The 22,960-nt window shown below is 69.8% G+C and carries 25 protein-coding genes and 1 tRNA gene; 13 read left to right on the forward strand and 13 right to left on the reverse strand.

The features are described from left to right. The first annotated feature begins 123 nt into the window (after positions 1 to 123). Positions 124 to 1,368, forward strand: a complete 1,245-nt coding sequence (locus AC2YG9_RS03900; protein WP_487296607.1) for a calcium-binding protein — start codon at positions 124 to 126, stop codon at positions 1,366 to 1,368. A gap of 16 nt (positions 1,369 to 1,384) precedes the next feature. On the opposite strand, the gene AC2YG9_RS03905 is transcribed toward AC2YG9_RS03900, so the two are convergent. Then, positions 1,385 to 2,605, reverse strand: coding sequence for a M20 metallopeptidase family protein (locus AC2YG9_RS03905; RefSeq protein ID WP_487296608.1), 1,221 nt, complete (start codon positions 2,603 to 2,605; stop codon positions 1,385 to 1,387). Positions 2,606 to 2,813: 208 nt separating this feature from the next. Between AC2YG9_RS03905 and AC2YG9_RS03910 the strand changes: the two genes are divergently transcribed. Further along, positions 2,814 to 3,203, forward strand: coding sequence for an endonuclease domain-containing protein (locus AC2YG9_RS03910; RefSeq protein ID WP_487296609.1), 390 nt, complete (start codon positions 2,814 to 2,816; stop codon positions 3,201 to 3,203). On the opposite strand, the gene AC2YG9_RS03915 is transcribed toward AC2YG9_RS03910, so the two are convergent. After that, complete coding sequence (locus AC2YG9_RS03915) at positions 3,200 to 3,739, reverse strand: acyloxyacyl hydrolase (protein ID WP_487296610.1); 540 nt, start codon at positions 3,737 to 3,739, stop codon at positions 3,200 to 3,202. The genes AC2YG9_RS03910 and AC2YG9_RS03915 overlap by 4 nt on opposite strands. Positions 3,740 to 3,842: 103 nt before the next feature. Here AC2YG9_RS03915 and AC2YG9_RS03920 point away from each other — a divergent pair, with 103 nt between their 5' ends. Genes AC2YG9_RS03920 through AC2YG9_RS03945 form a run of 6 tightly spaced genes read left to right on the forward strand, consistent with a single transcriptional unit; the run spans position 3,843 to position 9,377 of the window. Beyond that, positions 3,843 to 4,820, forward strand: a complete 978-nt coding sequence (locus AC2YG9_RS03920; protein ID WP_487296611.1) for a threonine ammonia-lyase — start codon at positions 3,843 to 3,845, stop codon at positions 4,818 to 4,820. Continuing rightward, on the forward strand, positions 4,820 to 5,995 hold the full coding sequence (locus AC2YG9_RS03925; RefSeq protein WP_487296612.1) for a DSD1 family PLP-dependent enzyme: 1,176 nt from the start codon (positions 4,820 to 4,822) through the stop codon (positions 5,993 to 5,995). The genes AC2YG9_RS03920 and AC2YG9_RS03925 overlap by 1 nt, the downstream gene beginning before the upstream one ends. 27 nt (positions 5,996 to 6,022) lie before the next feature. After that, the gene (locus AC2YG9_RS03930) at positions 6,023 to 6,751 is read left to right on the forward strand and encodes an SDR family NAD(P)-dependent oxidoreductase (RefSeq protein WP_487296613.1); all 729 of its coding nucleotides are present in this window, start codon (positions 6,023 to 6,025) and stop codon (positions 6,749 to 6,751) included. A 27-nt stretch (positions 6,752 to 6,778) separates the two neighbouring features. Further along, entirely contained in the window at positions 6,779 to 7,756 is a 978-nt protein-coding gene (locus AC2YG9_RS03935) for a D-2-hydroxyacid dehydrogenase (protein WP_487296614.1), read from the forward strand. Then, positions 7,756 to 8,067: a hypothetical protein gene (locus tag AC2YG9_RS03940; protein ID WP_487296615.1), complete on the forward strand. Its 312-nt coding sequence runs from the start codon at positions 7,756 to 7,758 to the stop codon at positions 8,065 to 8,067. Before AC2YG9_RS03935 ends, AC2YG9_RS03940 begins: the two co-directional genes overlap by 1 nt. Then, positions 8,064 to 9,377: an acetyl-CoA hydrolase/transferase family protein gene (locus tag AC2YG9_RS03945; RefSeq protein ID WP_487296616.1), complete on the forward strand. Its 1,314-nt coding sequence runs from the start codon at positions 8,064 to 8,066 to the stop codon at positions 9,375 to 9,377. The genes AC2YG9_RS03940 and AC2YG9_RS03945 overlap by 4 nt, the downstream gene beginning before the upstream one ends. 283 nt (positions 9,378 to 9,660) lie before the next feature. On the opposite strand, the gene AC2YG9_RS03950 is transcribed toward AC2YG9_RS03945, so the two are convergent. Continuing rightward, on the reverse strand, positions 9,661 to 10,011 hold the full coding sequence (locus tag AC2YG9_RS03950) for a hypothetical protein (RefSeq protein ID WP_487296617.1): 351 nt from the start codon (positions 10,009 to 10,011) through the stop codon (positions 9,661 to 9,663). Between the two features lie 107 nt (positions 10,012 to 10,118). Between AC2YG9_RS03950 and AC2YG9_RS03955 the strand changes: the two genes are divergently transcribed. From AC2YG9_RS03955 to AC2YG9_RS03965, 3 genes are all read left to right on the forward strand, one after another. Continuing rightward, the gene (locus AC2YG9_RS03955; RefSeq protein ID WP_487296618.1) at positions 10,119 to 11,390 is read left to right on the forward strand and encodes a dicarboxylate/amino acid:cation symporter; all 1,272 of its coding nucleotides are present in this window, start codon (positions 10,119 to 10,121) and stop codon (positions 11,388 to 11,390) included. Between the two features lie 61 nt (positions 11,391 to 11,451). Further along, entirely contained in the window at positions 11,452 to 12,216 is a 765-nt protein-coding gene (locus AC2YG9_RS03960) for a crotonase/enoyl-CoA hydratase family protein (protein WP_487296619.1), read from the forward strand. Further along, positions 12,217 to 12,660, forward strand: a complete 444-nt coding sequence (locus AC2YG9_RS03965) for a PaaI family thioesterase (RefSeq protein WP_487296620.1) — start codon at positions 12,217 to 12,219, stop codon at positions 12,658 to 12,660. On the opposite strand, the gene AC2YG9_RS03970 is transcribed toward AC2YG9_RS03965, so the two are convergent. Further along, positions 12,657 to 13,649, reverse strand: coding sequence for a serine hydrolase domain-containing protein (locus tag AC2YG9_RS03970; protein WP_487296621.1), 993 nt, complete (start codon positions 13,647 to 13,649; stop codon positions 12,657 to 12,659). The genes AC2YG9_RS03965 and AC2YG9_RS03970 overlap by 4 nt on opposite strands. Before the next feature lie 148 nt (positions 13,650 to 13,797). On the opposite strand from AC2YG9_RS03970, the gene AC2YG9_RS03975 reads away from it, so the two are divergent. Continuing rightward, positions 13,798 to 13,887, forward strand: a tRNA-Ser gene (locus tag AC2YG9_RS03975). 53 nt (positions 13,888 to 13,940) lie between these two features. Here the strand turns inward: AC2YG9_RS03975 and AC2YG9_RS03980 are convergent. From AC2YG9_RS03980 to AC2YG9_RS04010, 7 genes are all read right to left on the reverse strand, one after another. Next, positions 13,941 to 14,465, reverse strand: a complete 525-nt coding sequence (locus AC2YG9_RS03980) for a DinB family protein (RefSeq protein WP_487296622.1) — start codon at positions 14,463 to 14,465, stop codon at positions 13,941 to 13,943. Next, entirely contained in the window at positions 14,462 to 14,863 is a 402-nt protein-coding gene (locus tag AC2YG9_RS03985) for a VOC family protein (protein ID WP_487296623.1), read from the reverse strand. The genes AC2YG9_RS03980 and AC2YG9_RS03985 overlap by 4 nt, the downstream gene beginning before the upstream one ends. 7 nt (positions 14,864 to 14,870) lie before the next feature. Continuing rightward, on the reverse strand, positions 14,871 to 16,706 hold the full coding sequence (locus AC2YG9_RS03990) for a CocE/NonD family hydrolase (protein ID WP_487296624.1): 1,836 nt from the start codon (positions 16,704 to 16,706) through the stop codon (positions 14,871 to 14,873). After that, positions 16,706 to 17,596, reverse strand: a complete 891-nt coding sequence (locus AC2YG9_RS03995; RefSeq protein ID WP_487296625.1) for a PhzF family phenazine biosynthesis protein — start codon at positions 17,594 to 17,596, stop codon at positions 16,706 to 16,708. The genes AC2YG9_RS03990 and AC2YG9_RS03995 overlap by 1 nt, the downstream gene beginning before the upstream one ends. Next, positions 17,593 to 18,231, reverse strand: coding sequence for a glutathione S-transferase family protein (locus AC2YG9_RS04000; RefSeq protein WP_487296626.1), 639 nt, complete (start codon positions 18,229 to 18,231; stop codon positions 17,593 to 17,595). The genes AC2YG9_RS03995 and AC2YG9_RS04000 overlap by 4 nt, the downstream gene beginning before the upstream one ends. A 10-nt stretch (positions 18,232 to 18,241) precedes the next feature. Further along, positions 18,242 to 19,030 carry an enoyl-CoA hydratase/isomerase family protein gene (locus tag AC2YG9_RS04005; RefSeq protein ID WP_487296627.1) on the reverse strand — a complete coding sequence of 263 codons (789 nt, stop codon included), beginning with the start codon at positions 19,028 to 19,030 and terminating at the stop codon, positions 18,242 to 18,244. Between the two features lie 109 nt (positions 19,031 to 19,139). Continuing rightward, positions 19,140 to 20,009, reverse strand: coding sequence for a LysR family transcriptional regulator (locus AC2YG9_RS04010; protein ID WP_487296628.1), 870 nt, complete (start codon positions 20,007 to 20,009; stop codon positions 19,140 to 19,142). Between the two features lie 129 nt (positions 20,010 to 20,138). On the opposite strand from AC2YG9_RS04010, the gene AC2YG9_RS04015 reads away from it, so the two are divergent. Then, a complete protein-coding gene (locus AC2YG9_RS04015) occupies positions 20,139 to 21,101 on the forward strand; it encodes a GlxA family transcriptional regulator (RefSeq protein ID WP_487296629.1) in 963 nt (320 codons plus the stop codon). Here the strand turns inward: AC2YG9_RS04015 and AC2YG9_RS04020 are convergent. Together AC2YG9_RS04020 and AC2YG9_RS04025 are read right to left on the reverse strand one after the other, a co-directional pair. Beyond that, a complete protein-coding gene (locus tag AC2YG9_RS04020) occupies positions 21,098 to 22,336 on the reverse strand; it encodes an MFS transporter (protein WP_487296630.1) in 1,239 nt (412 codons plus the stop codon). The genes AC2YG9_RS04015 and AC2YG9_RS04020 overlap by 4 nt on opposite strands. Further along, positions 22,333 to 22,953: a glutathione S-transferase family protein gene (locus AC2YG9_RS04025; RefSeq protein ID WP_487296631.1), complete on the reverse strand. Its 621-nt coding sequence runs from the start codon at positions 22,951 to 22,953 to the stop codon at positions 22,333 to 22,335. Before AC2YG9_RS04025 ends, AC2YG9_RS04020 begins: the two co-directional genes overlap by 4 nt. Positions 22,954 to 22,960: the final 7 nt, after the last annotated feature.

The raw sequence follows: 22,960 nt of genomic DNA on the forward strand, positions 1-22,960 counted from the left end.
GCGCCCGGCCCCGGCGCGACCCGCCGGTTTGTCGGGCCGTCGACCTTCGCCGTTCAGCCGAGGTTCAGACTGACGGTCCCAGCGTCCCGCTCCATCGTAAGCTTACCCCCCGGAGCAACAGCCATGGCGACCTTCACCGGCACCAACAATCGCGACGTCATCACCGGTACGGCGACCGCCGACGTCATCAATGGCCTGGGCGGCCATGACGACATCTACGGCGGCGATGGCAATGACCTCATCGACGGTGGCACGGGTGACGACACCCTGTTCGGCCAGGCCGGCGACGACCGTCTGATCGGCGGCACGGGCTTCAATGACCTCTACGGGGGCTCAGGCGCTGACACCTTTGTCCTGAGCACGCGCGGCGTCGGGCTGAGCGACGACCTGATCTGGGACTTCACCTTCGACATCGACCGAGTCGACGTCTCGGCCTGGGGGATCAGCGACCTGTCACAGATCCAGGCCCTGCTGTTCATCGACAACGAGAACAGCGCCTACCTGAACGCCTTCTACAACGGCTACGACCACTACCTGACCCTCGACGGCGTCCATCCCGAAGACCTGATCGCCGCCGACTTAGTCTTCTCCAACGCCGCCGCCAAGACCGAGACCGGCACGGCCTACGCCGACACCCTGTTCGGCAGCCGCTTCAACGACATCCTCAACGGCGGCGGCGGCGACGACATCCTGCTGGGCGGCGTCGGCAACGACCGCATGACCGGCGGCGCGGGATATGACGATCTCGTTGGCGGTCTGGGCGACGATGTCTACATCGTCGAGGCGGCCACCGACTGGGTGTTCGAACTGGCCGGCGAAGGCATCGACCGTATCGAGACCGGCGTGACCCGTACCCTCGACGCCAATGTCGAAAACCTCACCCTGACCGGCGCCGCCAATGCCAGCGGCACGGGCAACGCCCTGGCCAACGTCATCCTCGGCAACGCCGGCGGCAACCTGCTCAAGGGGCTGGCGGGCAATGACACGATCAACGGCGGGGCCGGCGCCGACCGGCTGTACGGCGGTCTCGGGGCCGATGCGATGACCGGCGGGACCGGCGCCGACCGCTTCGTCTTCCAGTCCCTGAGCGAAAGCACCGTGACGGCTTCCGACCGCATCACCGACTTCAACACCCTCGAGGACCTGATCGACCTGACGGCCATCGACGCCAACACTGCCCTGTCCGGCAACCAGGCCTTCACCTGGGCCGACAGCTTAACCGGGGTGCGCGGCCAGGCGGTGTTGACCTATGACCTGGCCAGCAACACCTCGACCCTGCTGCTCGACCAGAACGGCGACCGGGTGGCCGACTTCCGCCTGCTGCTGACCGGCGAGTACGACCGCACTGACAGCGGATTCCTGCTCTAGCCGGGCGACCGGTGGGCTAGCTTTCGAGCCCGCCGGTCAGCACCGCCTCGGCAAAGCCGCAGTGCATCGCGATGCCGCGCGCCATCACCTGCTCATCGAGCGTCATCCGGTTCGAATGCAGCGCGCAGCAGGCGCGGTAGTCGCCGCCGACCCCGACCGGCGCCGCCCCCAGGAAGGCCATGGCGCCGGGCGCCTTCTGCAGGACGTAGGAGAAGTCCTCCGCCCCCATCATCGGGTTTTCCATCGTGTGCCAGGCGCTGTCGCCATACAGGGTCTTGGCCGTCCGCTCGGCCAGTTTCACCGCCGCGCTGGAATTGACCGTCACCGGGAAGCCCAGCTCGATCTCGACCTCGGCCCGGCAGCCGTGGGCGGCGGCGACATGCTCGGCCACCTGCCGCACGCCGGACCGCACCAGCTCGCGCGAGCGCTCCGACAGGGTGCGGAAGGTGCCGCGCATCAGGGCGTATTCGGGGATGATGTTGTAGGTCGTGCCGGCGTCGATGTGGGCGATGGTCAGCACCGCCGGATCGAACACCGACACCCGCCGGGTGATGAAGCTCTGCAGCGCCGTGACGATCTCGCAGGCGACCGGAATCGGATCGGTCGCGTCCTGCGGCATGGAGGCGTGGCCGCCCGCCCCCCAGACCTTGATGCGGATGGAATCCGAACTGGCCAGCAAGGCCCCCGACCGGCTGGCGAATGTCCCGGTCGGCATGTTGGGCGAGATATGCAGGGCGAAGGCCGCGTCCGGCAGCGGATCGATCAGCCCGTCGTCGAGCATGAAGCGGGCCCCGTGGTGACCTTCCTCGCCCGGCTGGAACATGAACATCACCGTCCCCGGCAGCTTGTCCCGCCTGGCGCAGAGGGCCTTCGCCGCCCCGGCCAGCATGGCCACATGGGTGTCGTGGCCACAGGCGTGCATCGCGCCCGCAATCCCGCTGGAGAAGTCGAGCCCGGTGTCCTCGGTCAGCGGCAGGGCGTCCATGTCGCCGCGCAGCAGCACCGTGCGCCCGTTGCCCCCGCCCCGCAGGATGGCCAGCACCCCGGTCGTCGACGGCCCCTGGCGGATTTCCAGCGGCAGCCCTTCGAGCGCCTTCAGCACCTTCTCGGTCGTCCGGGGCAGGTGCAGCCCCAGCTCCGGCTCGCGGTGGATGGCGCGGCGCAGCTCGATGGCGTCATGCAGCCCCGCATCGCCCGCGGCGGTCCAGGCGTCAGCGTCGATGGCGAGGGTGTCCATGGGAGGCTCCGAACGGTGTTGCGAGTCACGCTAGCACAGTTCCTCCCCCATCGGGGGAGGGGGACCGCGCGCGGCACGCGCGTGGTGGAGGGGGTCCCCACCGTCGAAGCAACGGCGCCTGCTTGCTCCAGAACAAAAGATGAACAATGATACATGAATGCAAGCGCCAGACCGCACCCGCGCTTTCGCCAGAAAGCTCCGCCGACAGATGACCCTTCCTGAGGTCGTTCTCTGGCAGGTCCTGCGCGGCTGCCAGCTCGAAGGCCTGAAATTCCGAAGGCAGCACGCCTTCGGCCCCTACATCCTCGACTTCTACTGTGCCGAGGCAAAGCTGGCCGTCGAGGTCGACGGCGCCTTCCACTACGAGGAAGGCAGGCCGGAATACGACGCGGAGCGTGACGCCTACTGCGCCCGCTATGGCATTCGAACCCTGCGTCTATCGGCTGCGGTGGTTCTCAAGGAAATGTCGGTGGCGGCGGACACCATCCTCGCCGCTGCCGCCGACAGTGGGGACCCCCTCCACCACGCGCGTATCCGCGCGCGGTCCCCCTCCCCCGATGGGGGAGGAACTGGGCCGCTCCGTCCGCGCGCCAACTAGAACTTCCGGATCAGCCGTACGGAGATCACGTCCAGTCCGGGGTTTTCATCCCCGGCCAGGCCCGCGTGGCTCATGTGGAAATAGGCCACCTCGCCCGACCAGTCGTCGTTCAGGTTGACCCCCGCCGCCGCCTCGGAGGCGATCAGCACCGGGCTGCCGAAGTAGATGCGGTCCGGATTCGCCACCGGACGGTCGCCGTCAGGGCCGTCATGCACACCCAGGCCCACGCTCAGCTGGGCGTAGACCTTCTTGTCCCCCCAGAACCGCCGCTGGATGCCGCCGGCAACGAAGTTGGTCCCGCCGTCGCTGTTCACCGAGCCCGTGGCCCAAAGCCGCCAGACGCCCAACCCGCGATCCACGTCCAGCGGATCGGACCGATAGTGAAGTTCCAGGTTCTGGCCGCTCTCGAAACAGCACTCCTGTTTCCACAGATCGACGTCGTGGGCCCCCACACCGACGCCGAGCTCGCCGGCGTTGGCGACGCCCGCCAGTCCCAAGCCCAGAGCGAAAACCGCCCCACCGAACACTGCACGCATGGCCTGTCCCCAATCAGGATGATCGTCCGGTCTTACGGGCTTTGGGACTCGGCGCAAAGGAGATAGTCAGGCGACCCAAACGCAGAGTTTCGGGGAGCCTTCCATGACCGTCACCTTCGCCGACATCGAAGCGGCCGCCGACCGTCTGGAAGACCTCGCCGTCGTCACCCCCCTGATCGAAAGCCCCCACCTCAACGACCGCCTCGGCGGCCGGGTCCTCCTCAAGGCCGAGACCATGCAGCGCGGCGGCGCCTTCAAGTTCCGCGGCGCGATGAACAAGCTGTCGAAGCTGACCGCCGATGAGCGGGCGCGCGGCGTCGTCGCCTGCTCCAGCGGCAACCACGCCCAGGGCGTGGCCCTGGCGGCGCGGATGCTGCAGGCCCCGGCGGTCATCGTCATGCCCGCCGACGCCCCTGCCATGAAGGTGGCCAACACCCGCGACTACGGCGCCGAGGTGGTGCTCTACGACCGCTACACAGAGGACCGCGAGGCGATCACCGAGGCCATCTCGAAGGATCGCGGCATGACCATCGTCTGGCCCTTCGACGACGAGGACGTCATCGCCGGCCAGGGCACGGTCGGGCTGGAGATGGAGCGCCAGGCGGCGGCCACGGCCGGCTTCCTGGACCTGGTGCTGACCCCGGTCGGCGGCGGCGGCCTGGCCTCGGGCGTTTCCACGGCCATCAGCCACATCCTGCCGGACGCCCAGGTCTACGGCGTCGAGCCGGCCGCCTTCAACGACACCGCCCGCTCGCTGGCGGCCGGCGAGCGGGTCGGCATCGCCAGGGACGCCCGTTCGATGTGCGACGCCCTGCTGTCGCCGATGCCGGGCCGCATCACCTTCCCGATCCTCCAGCACAACCTGGCCGGCGTCCTGACCGTCACCGACGCCGAGGTCGCCGAGGCCATGCGCTTCGCCTTCACCTGGCTCAAGCTGGTGGTCGAGCCCGGCGGCTGCGTCGCCCTGGCCGCCCTGCTGGCCGGCAAGCTGCCAATGCACGGCCGCACCGCCGGGGTGGTGCTGTCGGGCGGCAATGTTGACCCCGAGCTGTTCTCCAAGGTTCTGGCAGGCGAGATCTGATGTTCACCACCTTCACCCCCTTCCAGACCCCCGCCCTGGTCATCGACCTCGCCGCGCTCGATGCGAACCTCAGGACCATGCAGGCCCTGTGCGACGCCGCCGGCCTTCGCCTGCGCGCCCACGGCAAGACGCACAAATGCACGGCGCTCGCCCGGCTCCAGATGGAACACGGCGCCGCCGGCCTCTGCGCCCAGACCATCGGCGAGGCCGAGGCCTTCATCGCCGGCGGCATCAAGGACGTCCTGATCACCGCCCCGGCCCCCGCCTGGGCCGCCCCGCGCATCGCCGCCCTGACCGGACGCGGCGCGACCATCGGCGCCGTCGCCGACCATGCCGAGCAGATCGCCTGGCTGGGCGCCGCCGCCAAAGAAAGAGGGGGCGTCATCGACCTCGTGGTCGACGTCGATCCCGGCACCCACCGCACCGGCGCCCATCCGGATCAGGTCGTCGCCCTCGCCCGCCTCGCCGCCGACACCGAGGGCCTGCGCTTCGCCGGCATCCAGGCCTATGCCGGCCATATCCAGCACATCGGCTCCGCCGCCGATCGACAGGCCGCCTACGACGCCGTCATCGAACGCACCCGAAAGGTTCGCGACGCCCTGATCGCCGCCGGCCTGCCGCCGCCCGTCATCACCGGCGGCGGCACCGGCACCCACGCCTTCGACCTGAAGAGCGGCGTCTTCACCGAACTCCAGGCCGGCAGCTACGCGGTCATGGACGCCGAATACGAGGTCTGTGAATCCCCCTCCGGCGAAGGCTGGTCGTTCAAACAGGCGATGTTCCTCGCCTCCACCGTCGTCTCCGCCAACCACAAGAGCCACGTCACCGTCGACGCCGGCTTCAAGGCCCTGAGCAGCGACGGCCCGCCGGCCAAGGTCGCCTGGGGCGCCGCCGCCGGGGCGCTGTGGCGGCCGATGGGCGACGAGCACGGCATGGTGCTTCACCCCTCGGCCATCCCCCTCCTCAAGGGCGGCGATTTCGTCACCGCCGTCGAGGCCCTCGACGCCGACGAGGCCCAACCCTGGCGCAACGACGCCCCGCGCCTGGGCGACACCGTCTGGCTGCAGCCCGGCCACTGCGATCCGACCATCAACCTGCATGACGCCTTGATTGTCGTGGCGGAAGACGGGTCATGGGAACGTTGGGCCGTGGACGCGCGACGCATCACGGCCTGACACAACAACAGGTGCGGAGCTAAAGCCATGGATCTCGATTTCACCGGCAAGCGGGTCCTCGTCGTCGGCGGAACCAGCGGCATCGGCAACGGCATCGCCCATGGCTTCCGCACGCGCGGCGCCCAGGTCGCCGTCTGGGGCACGCGGCCCAAGGACGACTACAGGGTCGAGGACGGCTCCGACCTCACCGGCCTGACCTTCCACCAGATCGACGCCTCCGACTCCGAAGCGGTGGCCAATGCCCCCAGCCCCTTCGACGGCCTCGACGTCCTCGTCCTGGCCCAGGGCACCGTCCTCTACCGCAAGGGCGAGTTCGCCATGGACGGCTTCCGCAAGGTGGTGGGGGTCAACCTCGACTCCCTCATGGCCTGCTCCATGCGCTTCCTCGACGACCTCAAGTCGAGCGGCGGCAACATCGTAACCATCAGCTCGACCGCCGCCTTCCACGCCACCCGCGGCAACCCGGCCTACAACGCCTCCAAGGCCGGGGCCGTGGCCCTGACCCGCACCCTGGGCCAAGCCTGGGCGACCGACGGGGTGCGCGTCAACGGCGTCGCCCCGGGCCTGGTCGACACCAAGCTGACGAAGGTCACCACCGAGAACCCCGACCGCCTGGCCGCCTCCCTGCGCGGCATCCCGCTGAACCGCCTGGGCACCCCCGAAGACATGGCCGGCGCCGTCCTCTTCCTGGCCTCGCCACTCGCCGCCTACATCACCGGCCAGACCCTGATCGTCGATGGCGGCCTGACCCTGTAGGCTCAGACGAATCTCCGGGGGCCCGCCATGCAGATCATGATGTCCGATGTCGCCCACGCCCGGGTGGCCGCCGAGCTTCCCGGCGATCTGGACATCCTGACCCTCGACGCCGAGGGCGTGGTCCGCCGGCGCGGCCGGCCGGTCGCCGACGGCGAGGTCGATCCGGAGGTTTTCTGGATCAGCCTCGACCTGTTCACCGGCGGCCGCCTGCCCGGCTTCTTCCGCCGGATGATGGCCGCCCCCAACGTCCGCTGGGCCCAGACCTTCAACGCCGGCCTCGACAGCCCGGTGTTCAACGCCATCATGGCCAAGGGCATCCGCCTGACCAAGTCGAGCGCCCAGGGCCCGGCGATCGCCGAGTACGTCATCGCCCGCGCCTTCGCCCTGATCCATCCCATCGCGGAGGCGAGCGAGGCGCAGCGCGAGCACGACTGGCGCCGGGTGAACTTCCGCGAGATCGGTTCGACCCGCTGGCTGATGGTCGGCTTCGGCGCCATCGGCCGAGAGATCGCCGCCCGGCTGAAACCCTTCGGCGCCCACCTGACCGTCGCCCGGCGGGACCTGCGCCCCGACCCGCTGGTCGACGCCGTCCACCCGACCAGCGACCTCCACAGGCTGCTGCCCGACGCCGATGTCGTGGTCCTGGCCTGCGCCCTGAACGACGCCACCCGGGGCCTCGCCGACACCGCCTTCTTCGCCGCCCTCAAGCCCGGCGCCATCCTGGTCAACATCGGCCGCGGCGGCCTGGTCGACGAGGCCGCCCTCAGCGAGGGCCTCGGCCGCGGCCAGCCGGCCATGGCCGTGCTCGACGTCTTCGAGACCGAGCCCCTGCCGGCCGAGAGCTGGCTCTGGGATCACCCCCGCGTCCAGGTCACGGCCCACTGCGCCGCCGCCGGCGACGGCGTGGTCCGGCGCGGCGACGACCTCTTCCTCGAAAACCTGCGCCGCTACCGCGCCGGTGAAGCGCTGCTGAATGAAGCTCACCCCAGCGAGGTCGGCCTCTGATGACCCGCCGCCGCTGGCTCATCGCCGGCGCCGTGGCGCTGATCGCCGTTCTGGCCCTGGCCTGGACGCAAGCGGCGCCCTGGCCCCGCACCGGCGCCACCTTCGTCGCCAAGCAACTTTGCTCCTGCCTCTTCCTGACCGGCCGCACCGAAGCCAGCTGCCGCACCGATTTCGGCGACTACGTGAACCGCTTCACCGTCCGCATCGACCGCAGCGGCCTGCCCAGGACCGCTCGCGTCTCCACCTCCCTGGCCATGTTCCGCGGCGAAGCGGTGTACGAAGAGGGCTACGGCTGCAGGATCGCCCGATGACCCCTAAAGACCTCTACGCCTCGAAGCTGACCACCGCCGCCGCCGCCGTCGGCGAGATCGCCTCGGGCGACCGCGTCGCCATGGGCATGGCCCTGGCCGAACCGCCAGGCCTGCTCACCGCCCTCGCCGCCCGCGCCGAGGCCCAGGATGTCGACGAGGTCCGCCTCTACTACTTCCACTCGACGCCGCACGCCGCCGCCACGGTCCTGCGCTACGAGCTCATGGACCGCATCCGCCCCCACTGCTTCTTCCTCGGCCCCGTCGAGCGGATGCTGCTGGCCCAGGGCGAGAAGGACGGCCGTCAGACCGTCTGGTTCGTCCCCGGCGCCTTCAGCCAGGCGCCCCGGCTGATGTGCGAGTCCGAGCCCATCGACACCTTCATGACCTGCGTCTCGCCGATGGACGCCCATGGCTTCTTCAGCCTCGGTCCCAGCAACGACTACGGCCTCTCCCTGGTCCGCTCGGCCCGCCGCGTGGTCGTCGAGGTCAACCGCCACACCCCCCGGGTGCGCGGCGGCATGATCCACGTCAGCGAGGTCGACGCCATCGTCGAGCAGGACACCCCGCTGTTCGAAAACCCGACGCGCGACGGCGCCCCGGAAGACGCCGTCATCGCCCGGCTGGTCGCCGAACTGGTCGAGGACGGCGCCTGCCTGCAGATGGGCATCGGCGCCCTGCCCGAAGCCGTCTGCGGGGCCTTGAGCGACCATCGCGACCTGGGCATCCACACCGAACTCTTCGCGCCGGGCCTGATGAAGCTGATGCAGTGCGGCGCCGTCACCAACGCCCGCAAGGCGACCAACACCGGCCGCTCGATCTTCACCTTCGCGCTCGGCGACAAGGCCCTCTACGCCTTCATCGACGACAACGCCGCCGTCGAGAGCCGCCCCGTCGACTACGTCAACGACCCGGCGGTCATCGCCCGTAACGACAAGGTGGTCTCGGTCAACGCCACCCTGCAGATCGACCTCTCCGGCGCCTGCAACAGCGAGCACATGGCCGGGCGCCAGTACAGCGCCGCCGGCGGCCAGCTGGACTTCGTGCGCGGCGCCTATGGCAGCAAGGGCGGCAAGTCGATCATCGCCTGCCATTCGACCGCCAAGGACGGCGCGGTCTCCCGCATCGTCAGCCGCCTCGACGGCCCGGTCACCACACCGCGCAACGATGTCCAGTGGGTGGTCACCGAACACGGCCGCCGCAATCTCAAGGGCCTCAGCATCCAGGAAAGGGCCAAGGCGATGATCAGCCTCGCCGACCCGAAATTCCGCGATGGCCTCAGCGCAGAGGCGAAAGCGGCGGGGCTGATCTAGGCCCTCCGAATATGTCTAGACATATTCATCTGGCGCTACCGGGAACACATTGACTTGCCGCCATCGCCGGCGCCGACGATCGCCCTGACGGCGCGCGGCAATTCAATGTGTCCCCTCTTCCCCTTTCTTCGCGGGTGGTCCCAAGGGGGTCACCCGCGGTCCGGAAGTGGGTTGAATGCAGCCATCGGGCGGACGCCCGGTTGGTCATAAGGCGTTGAAATAGCGAATAAAATAATTCACACCGCCCGCCCGGCCATGCTATAATGGGTCCGCTTCGAACAGCCTACCCGTACAGCGCCGCCCCCTCCCGGGTCAGCGCCTCCAGCTCGTCGAACAGGGCCTCGTCGACGGCCTTGAAGTTGAAGCAGCTCTTGCCCTGCATCCGCTTCTTCAGCGCCGGGCTGATCTTCGCCGCCAGCTCGGGGTGCGTGTAGACCGGCATAAGGTGGTAGCTGACATAGGCCTTGCCCTGTCGCACGCCCCCGAACCACACGGGCTGACCCGGTTTCAGCGGATGAATCCAATCGCTGGTCAGCTCGATGCCACCCGGCCCCTCGCGGGTCACCCGCATATCGGGCGCCGCCCGCCTCAGGCGCCTGATCAACTCATTCTTGATCGCAGCAAAATCGCTCATCCGCCCACCCTGCCAAACCACGCGCTCGAAGCAAAGGTGGACGCCGCCGCGCTTCCCCGCCAAACATGGCGCAAATCTTCGACCCATCCTGTCGCCTTGGGGGCCGCATGAATCGCCGTTTCACCATCTTCATCGTCGCCTCCATGGTGCTGGGCGTGCTGGCGGGCCTCGCCGTCAACCAGACCCTCAGCGGCGACCAGCTGACCACCGCCATCGACGTCTTCAACCTGATCACCACCCTGTTCCTGCGGCTGATCAAGATGATCATCGCGCCGCTGGTCTTCACCACCCTGGTGGTCGGCATCGCCCATATGGAGGACGCCGCCGCCATTCGCGGGGTCGGCTTCAAGGCCATCGCCTGGTTCATCTTCGCCTCTCTGATCAGCCTCAGCGTGGGCCTGGGCATGTTCCACCTGCTCAGCCACTTCTGGGACCTGGGCGGCAACCTCAACATGACCAGCGAGGTGGCCGGCAAGGCCGCCACCGTCGACACCTCCTCCTTCACCCTGAAGGAGTTCATCACCCACCTGATCCCGACCTCGATCTTCGACGCCCTGGCGACCAACCAGATCCTGCAGATCGTCGTCTTCGCCGTCTTCGTCGGCACCGCCGTCTCGGCGCTCGATGACCGCGCCCCGGCCGTCATGGCCCTGGTCGAGCAGGGCATGAACATCATGCTCAAGGTCACCGGCTATGTGATGGCCCTGGCGCCGATCGCCATCTTCGCCGCCCTGGCCGCCGCCATCGCCAAGCAGGGTCTGGGCATCATCGGCACCTACGCCGAGTTCATCGGCGGCTTCTACATCTCGCTGGGCGTGCTCTGGGGCCTGCTGTTCCTCGCCGCCGTCGTCACCCTCGGTGGCCGCGCCGTGGGCCTGTTCCGCGCCATCACCCCGCCGACCCTGCTGGCCTTCTCGACCGCCAGCTCCGAGGCCGCCTATCCGCGCACCCTGGAAGCCCTGGAAAAGTTCGGCCTGCCGCGCCGGGTGGTCAGCTTCGTGCTGCCGCTGGGCTACAGCTTCAACCTCGACGGCTCGATGATGTACTGCACCTTCGCGGTGCTGTTCATCGCCAAGGCCCACGGCATCGAACTGACAGTCGCCCAGCAGATCTCCATGCTGCTGCTGCTGATGGTCACCTCCAAGGGCATGGCCGGCGTTCCGCGCGCCAGCCTCGTCGTCATCATGGCCACCCTGACCTACTTCGGCATGGACGAGGCCTGGATCGCCCTGGTGCTGGCCGTCGACCACCTGCTCGACATGGGCCGCTCGGCCACCAACGTGGTCGGCAACTCGGTGGCCTCGGCCGTCGTCAGCCGCTGGGAAGGCAAGCGCGGCCAGAAGGAGCCGGTGGAAACGCCCGATCCGCTGGCCGGATAGGGGGCTTGCTTCCCTGAGCGTCAGTCAGGGCAGGATGCCTCCACCAACGGAGGCGCCTGCCATGACCGTCCACTACGAGACCGACGGCGACATCTGCGTCGTCACCATTGACCGGCCCCAGGCCCGCAACGCCGTCGACGGCGTCACGGCCCACGCCCTCTACGAGGCCTTCAAACGCTTCGACGCCGACGAGGGCTTGAGCGTCGCCATTCTCACCGGCGCGGCCGGAAACTTCTGCGCCGGGGCCGACCTCAAGGGCGTCGCCTCCGGAGCCGGCAACCCGGTCCACCGCGACGGCGACCTCGGCCCCATGGGTCCGACCCGCCTTGCGCTGTCCAAGCCGGTGATCGCCGCCGTCGAGGGCTATGCGGTGGCCGGGGGTCTGGAGCTGGCCCTGTGGTGCGACCTGCGCGTTGCCGCCGAAGGGGCAACCTTCGGCGTCTTCTGCCGTCGGTTCGGGGTGCCGCTGATCGACCTGGGCACCGTGCGCCTGCCCCGGCTGATCGGCCAGTCGCGGGCCATGGACCTGATCCTCACCGGCCGCCCGGTCGGCGCCGAGGAGGCCCTCTCCATGGGCCTGGCCAACCGCGTCGTCCCCGACGGCCAGTCGCTGGAGGCGGCCAGGACTCTGGCCCGCCAGATCGCAGGCTTCCCGCAGATGTGCCTGCGTAACGACCGCCGCTCGGCCCTCGAGCAATGGAGCCTGGGTTGGGACGCCGCCACCGCCTTCGAGATCGAGGTCGGGATGGAGACCCTGCGCACCGGCTCGGCCGTCGACGGCGCCACCCGTTTCAAGAGCGGCCAAGGCCGGGGAGGACAGTTCTAAGTGACCGACACAGCTGACGAAGGCGCGAGCCTCTTCAACGAGCGCCAGAAGGGCACTCTGCCCGACGCGCTCGATATAACCTGGGAAACGGTGCGCCACGGCCTGGCCCGTGGCCGCTTCACCGTGGCCGGCAAGCACATGGCGGCCAACGGCTACCTGCACGCCGGCAGCGTCGTCACCCTGGCCGACACCGCCGCCGGCTACGGCTGCGTCATGAGCCTGCCGCCCGGCGCCAGCGGCTTCACCACCCTGGAGCTGAAGTCCAACTTCCTGGGCACGGCCCTCAAGGGTGATGTCATCGTCGAGGCCGCGCTGGTCCACGGCGGTCGCACCAGCCAGGTCTGGGACGCCGTCGTGAAAAGCGAGGAGAGCGGCAAGACCATGGCCCTGTTCCGCTGCACCCAGATGGTCCTCTACCCGCCAAAACCCAAGGAGGGGGCCTAGCACCAACCCTTGAGGATGGGCGTCAGGAAGGCGAAGTCGCTCCAGTCCGGCGTCCCGGCCTGCCGCGCCCTCAACAGCGGCGCCTGGCGCACGATGGTCAGGCCGCATGAGGGAATGACATAGAGCCGCTGGAATCCGGCCCCGGCGGCGATGACCAGGTCCCTGGGCAGCTCGGCGGCGTGGGTCGAAAAGTCACTCGTCGTCCCGCGCGGGCCATAGCCGCCGACACCCGGCAGCCACCAGCTGACGCCATAGGCCGGGTTGACCTTCGACCCCACGAACTGCGCGCGGAAGGCGGCCGGATCGAGACCCGGACCACCGGCCCGGACGAACTCCCCGACCTTGGCCCATTCGCGGGCCGTGAAGCTGGCCCCCTGCGGCATCAGCGGCTCCCCCGCCGTCGTGCGCCGCCAGCCGAACGGCCTGGCCCCGACGGGATCGAGAACTCTTCGCTGAAGGTAGGCCAGGACGTCGGCGTCACCCGTCTTCGCCGCCGCAAGCTTGCGGTTCATCACCGCCCCGAACACCTGGAAGGGCTCGGCCCCGTACTGGAAGCGCGTACCGGGCTCGGCGGTAAACGGCGTGGCGATGGCCCCGGCATAGGCAGGCGGGCGGCCGATGGTGGTCGACAGCCCGCTGGTCAGGTTGAGCAGCTGGCGGATGGTCACGCCCGCCTTGCGCGGATCCTCCCGCCATTCGGGCAGGGTCGCCGAGACCGTCTCGTCGAGCGCCAATAGCCCGTCCTGGACCGCCGCCGCCGCGATCAGCCCGCTGAAGCTCTTGGTCCCCGACCACAGCTCCCAGCCCTGCCGGGGTCCGCCGCCGGAGGCGTAGCGCTCGCAGACCGCCTGGCCGTCCTTGAGCACCAGGACCGACACGCCGGCCCGCAGCTCGGAATAGGCGCCCGCCTCTTCGCACGGCCCTGCCAGCGCCGGGGCGGCGAGCCCGCAAAACAGGCCGATCAGGCCGACCAACAAGACCGAACGCATGCTCGCCTCTCCCCTCGAATGCAGGAGGTTTCACGCACCATCATGTCGCATCCGTCGCCCTGCCAAACCCCCCTTGCGTATCCGGATTCACATCGCTAGGTTCCGCGCCTTCGCTCTGGGGGCCCCAAACGGCCTTCAACACCGATATGGAGAGGTGGCAGAGTGGTCGAATGTACCGCACTCGAAATGCGGCGTGCCTGGAAGGGTACCGTGGGTTCGAATCCCACCCTCTCCGCCAATCCCTGAAATTAAGAGTCTGAGATCGTTGCGACGCCTTCCGCGTCGTCGAGGCTAGCCCGGCGCGGACTGGTTCGCGCCCTCGACCTCACGCAGGTAGACCGGCAGATCGTTGGACGGCGAGGCGGCTGGCACCTGGTACAGCATGTCGCCGACGAAGCCCCGGTGATAGGTCCCGTGGTTGACGATGTGCAGCAGGATGGCCTCGCGGGTCATGGCCCCCTGACCGCCGCCGACGAATTCGAACCGGATCGTCTCACCCAGCGTCTCGTCCGTCAGGACGTCGGCGTGGGCTATGTACCAGCGGTCCATCGCCTGCACGGCGGCCCAGAGATCGGCCAATGGCGGCGGGTAGTCGGTGTTGCGGGCGTTGTAGCCGTGAGGCCGGCCCTCCAGATGAGCGCGGAAGATGTCGTCGATGACGAAGCTGTGGTTGAGGGTGTGAACCATGTTGCCGAAGCGCGTGGGCCGCTGGCGCAGCGCCTCGCCCTCCGGCAGGGCCATGACGGTCCCGTAGGTGATGCGGTTGGCCCAGGCCTTGTAGCGGGTCAGCATCCGCACGGTGGCCAGGGCGCTCACGGAACGTCTGGCCGGAAAGCGATGTGGATCTTGTTGCCCTCCGGGTCGCGCAGGTAGGCGCCGAAGTAGCCGGGGGCGTAGTGCGGGCGCGGGCCGGGCGCCCCCTCGTCCGAGCCGCCCGCGGCCAGCCCTGCCGCGTAGCTCTGCGCAACCGCTTCAGGCGAGGCGGCGCGGAAGGCGACCATGGTCCCATTGCCGGCCGAGGCCCTGCGGCCGTCGAACGGCTGGTAGACATAGAAGCGCGGCAGGCCGGCGCCCTCGCGATGCCAGCAGAGGGATCGGGGACCGCCATCGGCGAGGACCGGTCGCCGGGTCAGGCCGAGCGGGGTCAAGACGGCGTCGTAGAACCTCCCGGCCCGGTCCAGGTCGCCGGCCCCGACAGTGATGTGGCTGAACACCGCGCCGCTACTCCGCCAGCAGGGTGATGGAGGTCGGCTGGGCCGGCGAGCGGACGATGGTCTGGGTCGCGGCGCGGTAGTCCTCAGGTTTGGCGAAGAAGATGTTGTCGACAAAGGTCTGGGGATTGCGGTCGTACAGCGGGAACCAGGACGACTGGATCTGGACCATCAGCCGGTGGCCCGGTTGCAGCACATGGTTCACCGCCGGCAGGGTGAAGCCATAGTGGACCGTCTTGCCGGCCGGCAGGGGCCGGGCCTTGTCGAAACCCTTCGCATAGCGCCCCCGGAAGATGTCAGCGCTGAGGATCAGCTGGTGGCCGCGCAGGGCCGGCGGAATGTCGGGCGTATCCGGATAGACGTCGATCAGCTTGACCACCCAGTCGGCGTCCGTTCCGGTGGTGGCGGCGTAGAGGTCGACGCGCGGCAGGCCGGCGAGGATCAAGGGCGCGGTTACCGGCGCGCCGAGATAGCCCAGCTGGTCGGTGCGGCCGGCCGTAAAGCGCTGGTCGGCGACCAGCCAGGTGCGCCAGGCGTCCGGATTGTTGCCCTGGATCGGACGCGCGGCGTAGAGGACCGGGCTGGCCGGATCGGACCGATAGCTGTCGGCGCCGGGTGCGGTCGGGGCGTGATCCTGCAACGTCCCGGACGGGCCAAGGTAGAAGCGGCGCTCCGTCCCCCTGGCCGGCCAGCGGTCGGCGGGGACCCAACGGTTGGCGCCGGTCTGGAAGGCGAGGACGGGCGGGGTGTCGGCCGGGGCGGCGCCGGACTTCAGCCGGGCATCGAGGAAGGGCTTGAGCACCCGGTCGCGGAAATGGGCGGCGGTGTTCTCGCCGAACTCCAGGGCGCCCAGGCGCGAGCCGTCCCCCAGCATGCCGCCGTGACGCCACGGCCCGAGCACCAGGAAGTTGCGGTCGTTGGCGCGGTCGGCGGCCTCCATCGCCAGATAGCCGTGGACGGCGCCGTAGCTGTCCTCCTGGTCCCAAAGGGCGGCGGCCCAGAGGGTGGGCACACTGGGCCGGCGAGCGGCCAGCAGGCGGTCGAGCGCCTGGCCGCGCCAGCTGGCGTCGTAGGCGGGATGGTCCGACACCGCCCGCCAGAAGGCGTGCTTGTCGAGGCCGGCGGCGGCGGCCATGCCCGAGGCGGACCCCGCCCCCAGGAAGGCATCGTAGTCGTCGCCCGGATCGGGATGCAGGATGGCGTCGGCGGTCTCGCTGCCCTGGGCGAAGCCGATGAAGTCCAGGGTCGGGAGGCGGAAGGCGCCGTGATGGAACCAGTCGTCCCCCATCCAGCCGTCGATCATCGGGTTCAGCGGCACGGCAGCCTTCAGCGCCGGATGCGGGTCCAGCAGCGCCATGACCACCGTCAGGCCCTCATAGGACGACCCGATCATGCCGACCCGGCCGTTGGCCTGCGGCAGGTGTTTCAGCAGCCAGTCGATGGTGTCGGCGGCGTCGGTGGCGTGGTCGATGCCTGTGCGGTTGACCGGCCCGCGCGGCGGCCGGGCCACCCAGTAGTCGCCCTCGGAGCGGGCCCGGCCCCGGACATCCTGATAGACCCGGATGTAGCCGTCCTCGACGAACGGCCGGTCGGGCGCCGGCAGGAAGTCGCCGACATGGACCGCGTCGCGATTGACCTGGCGCGCCTCGGCGAAAAACGGCGTACGGGTCAGCAGGATGGGGGCGTCTTTCACCGCGTTCGGTGTGACGATCAGGGTGTAGAGCCTGGTCCCGTCGCGCATCGGGACCATGACCTCCCGCACGGTGAAGTCGCGGGCCGGCGGCTCGGCGGCGCTGGCCAGAGTCGGACACATCAGGACCAGCAGCAGGGCCAGGATTCGAAGCATCACAGGCGGACTTCTCCCTGCATGACCGGCACGACGCCGCCGCCGATCTCGGCATGGATGGCGCCGGCCTCGCGCCAGGCGCGGACGGTGAGGTGGCTGGGCCGGCCCATCTCGACACCCTGGCCGATCTGGAAGGTGTCGCTTTCGGCGCCCGACAGGAACAGCAGCAGGCCGCCGAGCGGACCATTGGCGCTGCCGGTGGCGGCGTCCTCCCAGGTGCCGGCCAGGGGCGCGAACATCCGGGCCCAGAGGGCGCCGGTGCTCCGCGTATAGGCGTGAATCGACAGGCGGCCGGCGAAGTCCGGATAGCGGGCGACGACCTGGCGATAGGCGGCGAGATCGGGGATGCAGCGGGACAGGGCCCTGGGCTTGAGTTCCGCCAGCACGAAGGTCACGCCCATCGAGGCCTGACACGGGTGATGGTTGGCGGTGACGACGTCCTTCGCCGCGAGCCCCAGGCAACGCGCGATCTCCTCTGGCGAGACCTCCGGGCCGAGGGTCAGCGGCTGTGGCGCGCACACGGCGGCGGCGACCGCCGCCCCGGCCTCGTCGCGGGTGATGCGGGCCACGACCAGCCCGGCCGGCGCCTCCAGGCGCACGGTCTCGCCGGCCGCGCCACGCCGGGCCAGGGCGACCGCGGCCCCGACGGTGGGATGGCCGGCGAACGGCATCTCGTGACTGCGGTTGAAGATGCGGACGGCGGCGGTGTTGGCCGGGTCGGCCGGCGCCTTGAGGAAGATGGTCTCGCTGAGATTGAACTCGGCGGCCAGGGTCTGCATCTCGGTGTCGGTCAGGCCCTCGGCGTCATGGACCACGGCCAGCGGATTGCCGCCGAAGCGCGTGCGGGTGAAGACGTCGAAGGTCTCGAAGCTATAGCGCCGCTCGCTCATGACCGGCCACCGGGCGCATCGAACACCACCGGAGTGGCGATGGCGGAGGGTCGCGCGGCGATGCCGGCCCGGAAGGCCTCCAGTGTCTCCCAGCCCTCGGTCGGCACGGTCGGCCGGAAGGCCATGTGTTCGAGCTGGCAGAACAGGGCCAGTTCAAACAGGTTGGGCCCATCCGGAAGTTGCCGCCGAAGCGTCGGCAAGCGCTCGTCCAGCCAGGTCATGGCGCCGTCCAGACCCTTGGCGGCCTTGACGAAGAACAGATGGTCGGCGGGCAGGCCGGCGATGGTGATGCCGAAGGCCAGCTGGACCTGGCTGAGCATGGCCTGATGCAGCAATTCCCAGGCGACCTGCAGCTCCGGGCTCATCGCCTCGGGCCAGGTCAGGGTGAAGCCGGTGGGCGAGGCCTCGACGATCCGCCGGCAGATGGTCAGGGCGCCGAACACCTCGCCCTCGTCGCTGACCAGGGTCGGCAGCTTCAGCGCCGGATGGCCGCCGTAGTCCTCCGTTGCCAGGCTCTTGATGTTTTCGATGACGCGGAAGTCGAGCTCGACCCCCGCCTCGATGGCCACCATCCGGACCAGACGGGTGAAATGCGAGCCGCTACGGCCGAACAGGCGGGGATGGGTCAGGGACATCGGTCTAGCCTTACGCTTGCCCACGGAAGTTGGCCGGGCGGCGGGCGAAGAAGGCCTCGATACCCTCCGCTGCATCCAAGCCGCCGGACAGGATAGCGATCTGGCGGCCCTCATCGTCGGTCTGTTCGGCGAAGCCACGATCGTAGGTCCGCGACAGCAGATGCTTGACGACCCCGTGGGCCTGGGTCGGACCGGCGGCCAGCCGCGTCGCCAGGTCCAGCGCATGGGCCTGAAGTTCGGCGTCCGGGACCACCTGGGTGATCATCCCCAGCCCTTGGGCCTCGGCCGCCGGAACCCGGCGATTGGTCAGCATCAATTCCTGGCTCCGCCGAAGCCCGATCAGGCGTGGGAGAAGATGGGTGGACCCACCATCCGGCGACAGGCCGATGGCGGTATAGGCCAAGGTAAAATGCGCCGAGGCGCCGGCGATCACCAGATCGCCGCAAAGGGCAAGACCAAGGCCGGCCCCGGCGGCCGCACCCTGGACAGCGACCACGACCGGCGCCGCCATGGTCATCAGCCGCGCCTGGGTGGCGTGGAAGATCGGGGCCAGGGCGGACAGATGCTCCGGCCGCGCATCGCCCTGAGCCCGAAACTCGCCAAGGTCGCCGCCGACGCAGAAGTTCGCGCCCTCCGCCCGGACCAGCACGGCCCGCACCGCCGGATCGGTCGCGCAGGCCTCGACGGCCGCTCCGAAAGCGCGGCAGAAGGCCAGGCTAACGGCGTTGTTGGCTTCGGGCCGGGCCAGGACGATATGGCCGACGGCTCCGTCGCGGTGCTGTTTGATCAGATCGGCCATGGAACTCCTCCTTCGGCCCGGCAGACCGGAGTCGGACTCTTCCCGCTGGCGAGCCCGCACGGGAGGGCCAGACACGACAGGATTGGGGGTGGACCGGCCAGCGAAGGCCTCAGTCCACCCGCTCGGTGGCGATCTGGGCCAGCAGCCAGGTGCGGAAATTGCGCAGGCGCGGGTCGCGCCGCCCGCGCGGCGGATAGACCAGCCAGTAGCCGCCTCGCGGGCTGACGGTGTCGGCCTCGCTGAATCGCCGCAGCCGGCCGGTCAGCACGTCGCGCTCGGCGAAGCGGTCGCCAGCCATGCACAGACCCGCCCCGTCCAGCGCCGCCTTCAGGGCCAGGGACACGGTCTCGACCAGCACGATCGGCGCGGCGGCTCCGACCGGCGGCGGGTCGCAGGCGCACCAGTCGCGCCACTCCTGCTGGCGCAGGCGGGAGATGAAGATCGGCGACCGCTCGAGGTCCAGACCGGGCAGGCCGTAGACCCCCATCCGCTCGTCGAACAGGTGATCGCAGACGACGCCCGGCCAGTCGCCCTTGCCAATGCGGACGGCGGCGTTGATGTTTTCGGTGTCGAAGGAGACGACCTGCTGCGAGGCCTCGATCTCCAGCTCGAAACCGCGCCGGGCCAGGGGATAGCTGCTGAGGCGCGGCAGCAGCCACCAGTGGGCGAAAATCTCCAGCACACTGAGCCGCAGCGGCCCGGCAGTACGCTGAGTGTGATGGTCGTCCAGCGCCGCCTCGATCAGCGCGAACCCCTCGATCAGGCGCGGGGCCAGGACCGCGCCCTCGGCGGTCAGGGTGACGCCCCGGCCGTCGCGGGTGAACAGGGCGACGCCGAGCTGGCTCTCGAGCTGGCGGATCTGGTGGCTCACGGCCGACGCGCTGACGTTTAACTCCAGCCCCGCCTGCTTGACGCTCTGGTGACGGGCGGCCGCCTCGAAGGCGCGCAGGGCGTTCAGCGGGATCGAGGGGCGGGCCATGATGGTTCCTATCCTCCGGCGGAACCGGCGATAGCTGAGATTTTCTCAATCGCCAATGCGGTATCCGCGTTCGACCACCAGCTCCCGGGGGCGCAGGTATCGGCCCTGAGCCAACGGATCCGCCCTGCCTTGACCGCCATCGACGTCATCGCCCTGAAGGGGGCCTCGGCCTCCAGCCTGTCACTGACAGTAGAGGTGCTGGAGACGGCCAACCAGCTGCGCCGCGACGCCGGCGAGCCACCGGCTTTCGAGATCGCCATCAGCGGCTCAGGCGCAAGGGCCGCCGGTGACTTTCTCGGCCTCGACTATCCCGAGCGCCATGACCGTGCGCCTGAACTGATGGTCGCCCCGAGTATGCGGCCCGAGGCGACCTCGGTGAGCCGCTTTGCGCAGGACGACGCCCTGGAGGCCTGCGAGCGGCTGGCGCGGGGCGTCGCCGGCGGCGCCCAGCTGGCCAGTTCCAGCAGCGGGGTCTTCCTGCTGGCGGCGGCGGGGGTGCTGAACGGACGCCGGGCGACAACTGCCTGGTGGCTGGCCCCGGCCTTTCGCGAGGCCTTTCCCCATGTGTCCCTGCAGACCGACGCCGGCATGGTCGTCGACGGCGCCGTGGCCACGGCCGGCGCGCCCCTGGCCCAGCTGGACCTGATGCTGTCGCTGGTCGCCCGTCATGGCGGCGCCGATCTGGCCGAGCGCTGCTCGCGGCGGCTGTTGACCAGCGACCGTCCCTCCTCGGCCCGGTTCATGGCCCAGGGCTTCCTGGCCGCCGCCGACGACCGGGTGGCGGCGGCGGAACGCTGGGCGCTGCAGCGGCTGGAAGAGAGCTTCGCGGTCGACGACCTGGCCGACGCCGCCGGCCTGACCGCCCGCACCTTCGCCCGCCGGCTCAACCGGGCGACCGGCCTGTCGCCGGTGCGCTTCGTGCAGCAGTTGCGGGTGCGGCGGGCCGTGGACCTGCTCAAGACCACCCGCCTGCCCTTCGACGAAATCGCCCGCCGGGTCGGCTATTCCGAACCCTCGACCCTGCGCCGGCTGTTCCGTCGCGAGGGCGCCGCCGGAGCCCGTGAGATCCGCGGCGGCGCCCTGGCCGTCTAGGCCATCGCCGGTCGCTGTCGCCACATCATGAAGGCCAGAGCCATGGCGAGCGCCATCCCGGCGCCCAGCCAGACGGCGGGGGCATAGCCGCCGGACAGCTGGCGGATGACCCCGGCCCCGACCGCCGCCGCCGCCGCGCCGGCCTGGTGGCCGGTGAAGATCCAGCCGTAGACGATCGGCCCCTCGACCTGGCCAAAACGGGCGTTGGTCAGCTTCAGGGTCGGCGGCACGGTGGCGATCCAGTTGAGGCCGAACAGGACGGCGAAGGGCAGCAGGCTGACGGTGTCGAACGACAGGAAGGGCAGCACGATCAGCGACAGCCCCCGCAGGCCAAACCAGAAGAACAACAGCCGCCGGGCGTTGTAGCGGTCGGTCAGCCAGCCTGAGCCGGTGCCGCCGATCAGGTCGAACACCCCCATCAGCGACAGTAGTCCCGCCGCCTGCACCGGCGCCATGCCCTGGTCGCCGCAGTAGGCGATCAGGTGCGACCCGATCAGGCCATTGGTGGTGAAGCCGCAGATGAAGAAGCCGGCGAACAGGAGCCAGAAAGTCGGAACCTTGACCGCCCGCGACAGCACCGACAGCGCCAGGAGGGCGCGGCCGGGCGGAGCCGGTGGCAGGTCCGGTGCGTCGATCGCCTCGCCCTCGCGGCGCAGGCCCATCTCGGCCGGGGAATCGCGCATCAACAGGGCGGAGATCGGGATCAGCAGGGCCAGGGTCAGCGACACCAGCCAGACCACCGGCCGCCAGTCGCCCGTCTGCGACAGCGCCGCCATGAGCGGCAGGAAGACCAGCGAGCCCATCGAGGTGCTGGCCGTCATCACCCCCATCATCAGGCCCTGGCGGCGGGCGAACCAGCGATTGACCACGGCCGCCGCCAGCACCCCGGCCACGGCGCCACTGCCCACCCCGCTGACCAGGCCCCAGGTCAGCAGGTACTGCCAGGGTTCTTGCATCACCAGGCTGGCGAAGGTGGCGGCGGCCATCAGGGTCAGGCCGCCGATTAGCACCCGGCGCAGGCCCCAGGTCTGCATCAGGGCGGCGGCGAAGGGACCGACCAGGCCATTGGTGAAGATGCCCAGCGCCACCCCGGTCGACACCGTCGCCCGGTCCCAGCCGAACGACAGCTGCAACGGCGTCAGCAGCACGCCCGGGGCCGAGCGCAGGCCGGCCGCCGCCAGCAGGGCCAGGAAGGTCACCGCCAGGACGATGTAGGCGTAGTGGAGACGGTTCATCGGCGTAGCTGCGCTTCCCGGGCCAGGGCCCGCTGAACCGCGGGCCGGGCGGCGAGGCGGGCGCGGTGGTTGATCACCCGGGGCAACCGGTCGGGATCGACGCCGTCAGCCTCCAGCCACTGGGCCAGGGTGAAGAGGTAGGGATCGGCGATGCTGTAGGTCTCGCCCATCACCCAGGGGCCGGCCGCCAGATCGTCCTCGATGACCAGGAAGGCCTCGGTGACCGAGGCCGGAACCCGCGCTTGCATGGCCCGCCAGGCGGCCGGATCGTCGGCCCAGCGAGAGCCGCGCATCCGGTGCGCATGGGCGACATGGACCGTGGCGCAGAGATAGCTGTTGAAGGCCAGCAGCCGCGCCTGCTCGAACGGATCGTCCGGCGCCAGCGCGCCAGCCAGCCGGGCCAGATAGTCGAGCAGGGCCGGCGTCTCGGTCAGGGTTCCTTGCGGGGTGACCAGCACCGGCGCCCGGCCCTTGGGATTGAGCGCCAGGAAAGCCGGTGAACGCTGCTGCTCCGCCGCGAAATCGACCGGCTCCAGCCGGTAGTCCAGCCCCAGCTCCTCCAGCACGATCAAGGTGGCCAGGGCGCAGGTGTCGGGCGCGAAATGCAGGGTCAGCATGGCATGG

Source organism: Caulobacter sp. SRI_014, from assembly GCF_057586315.1.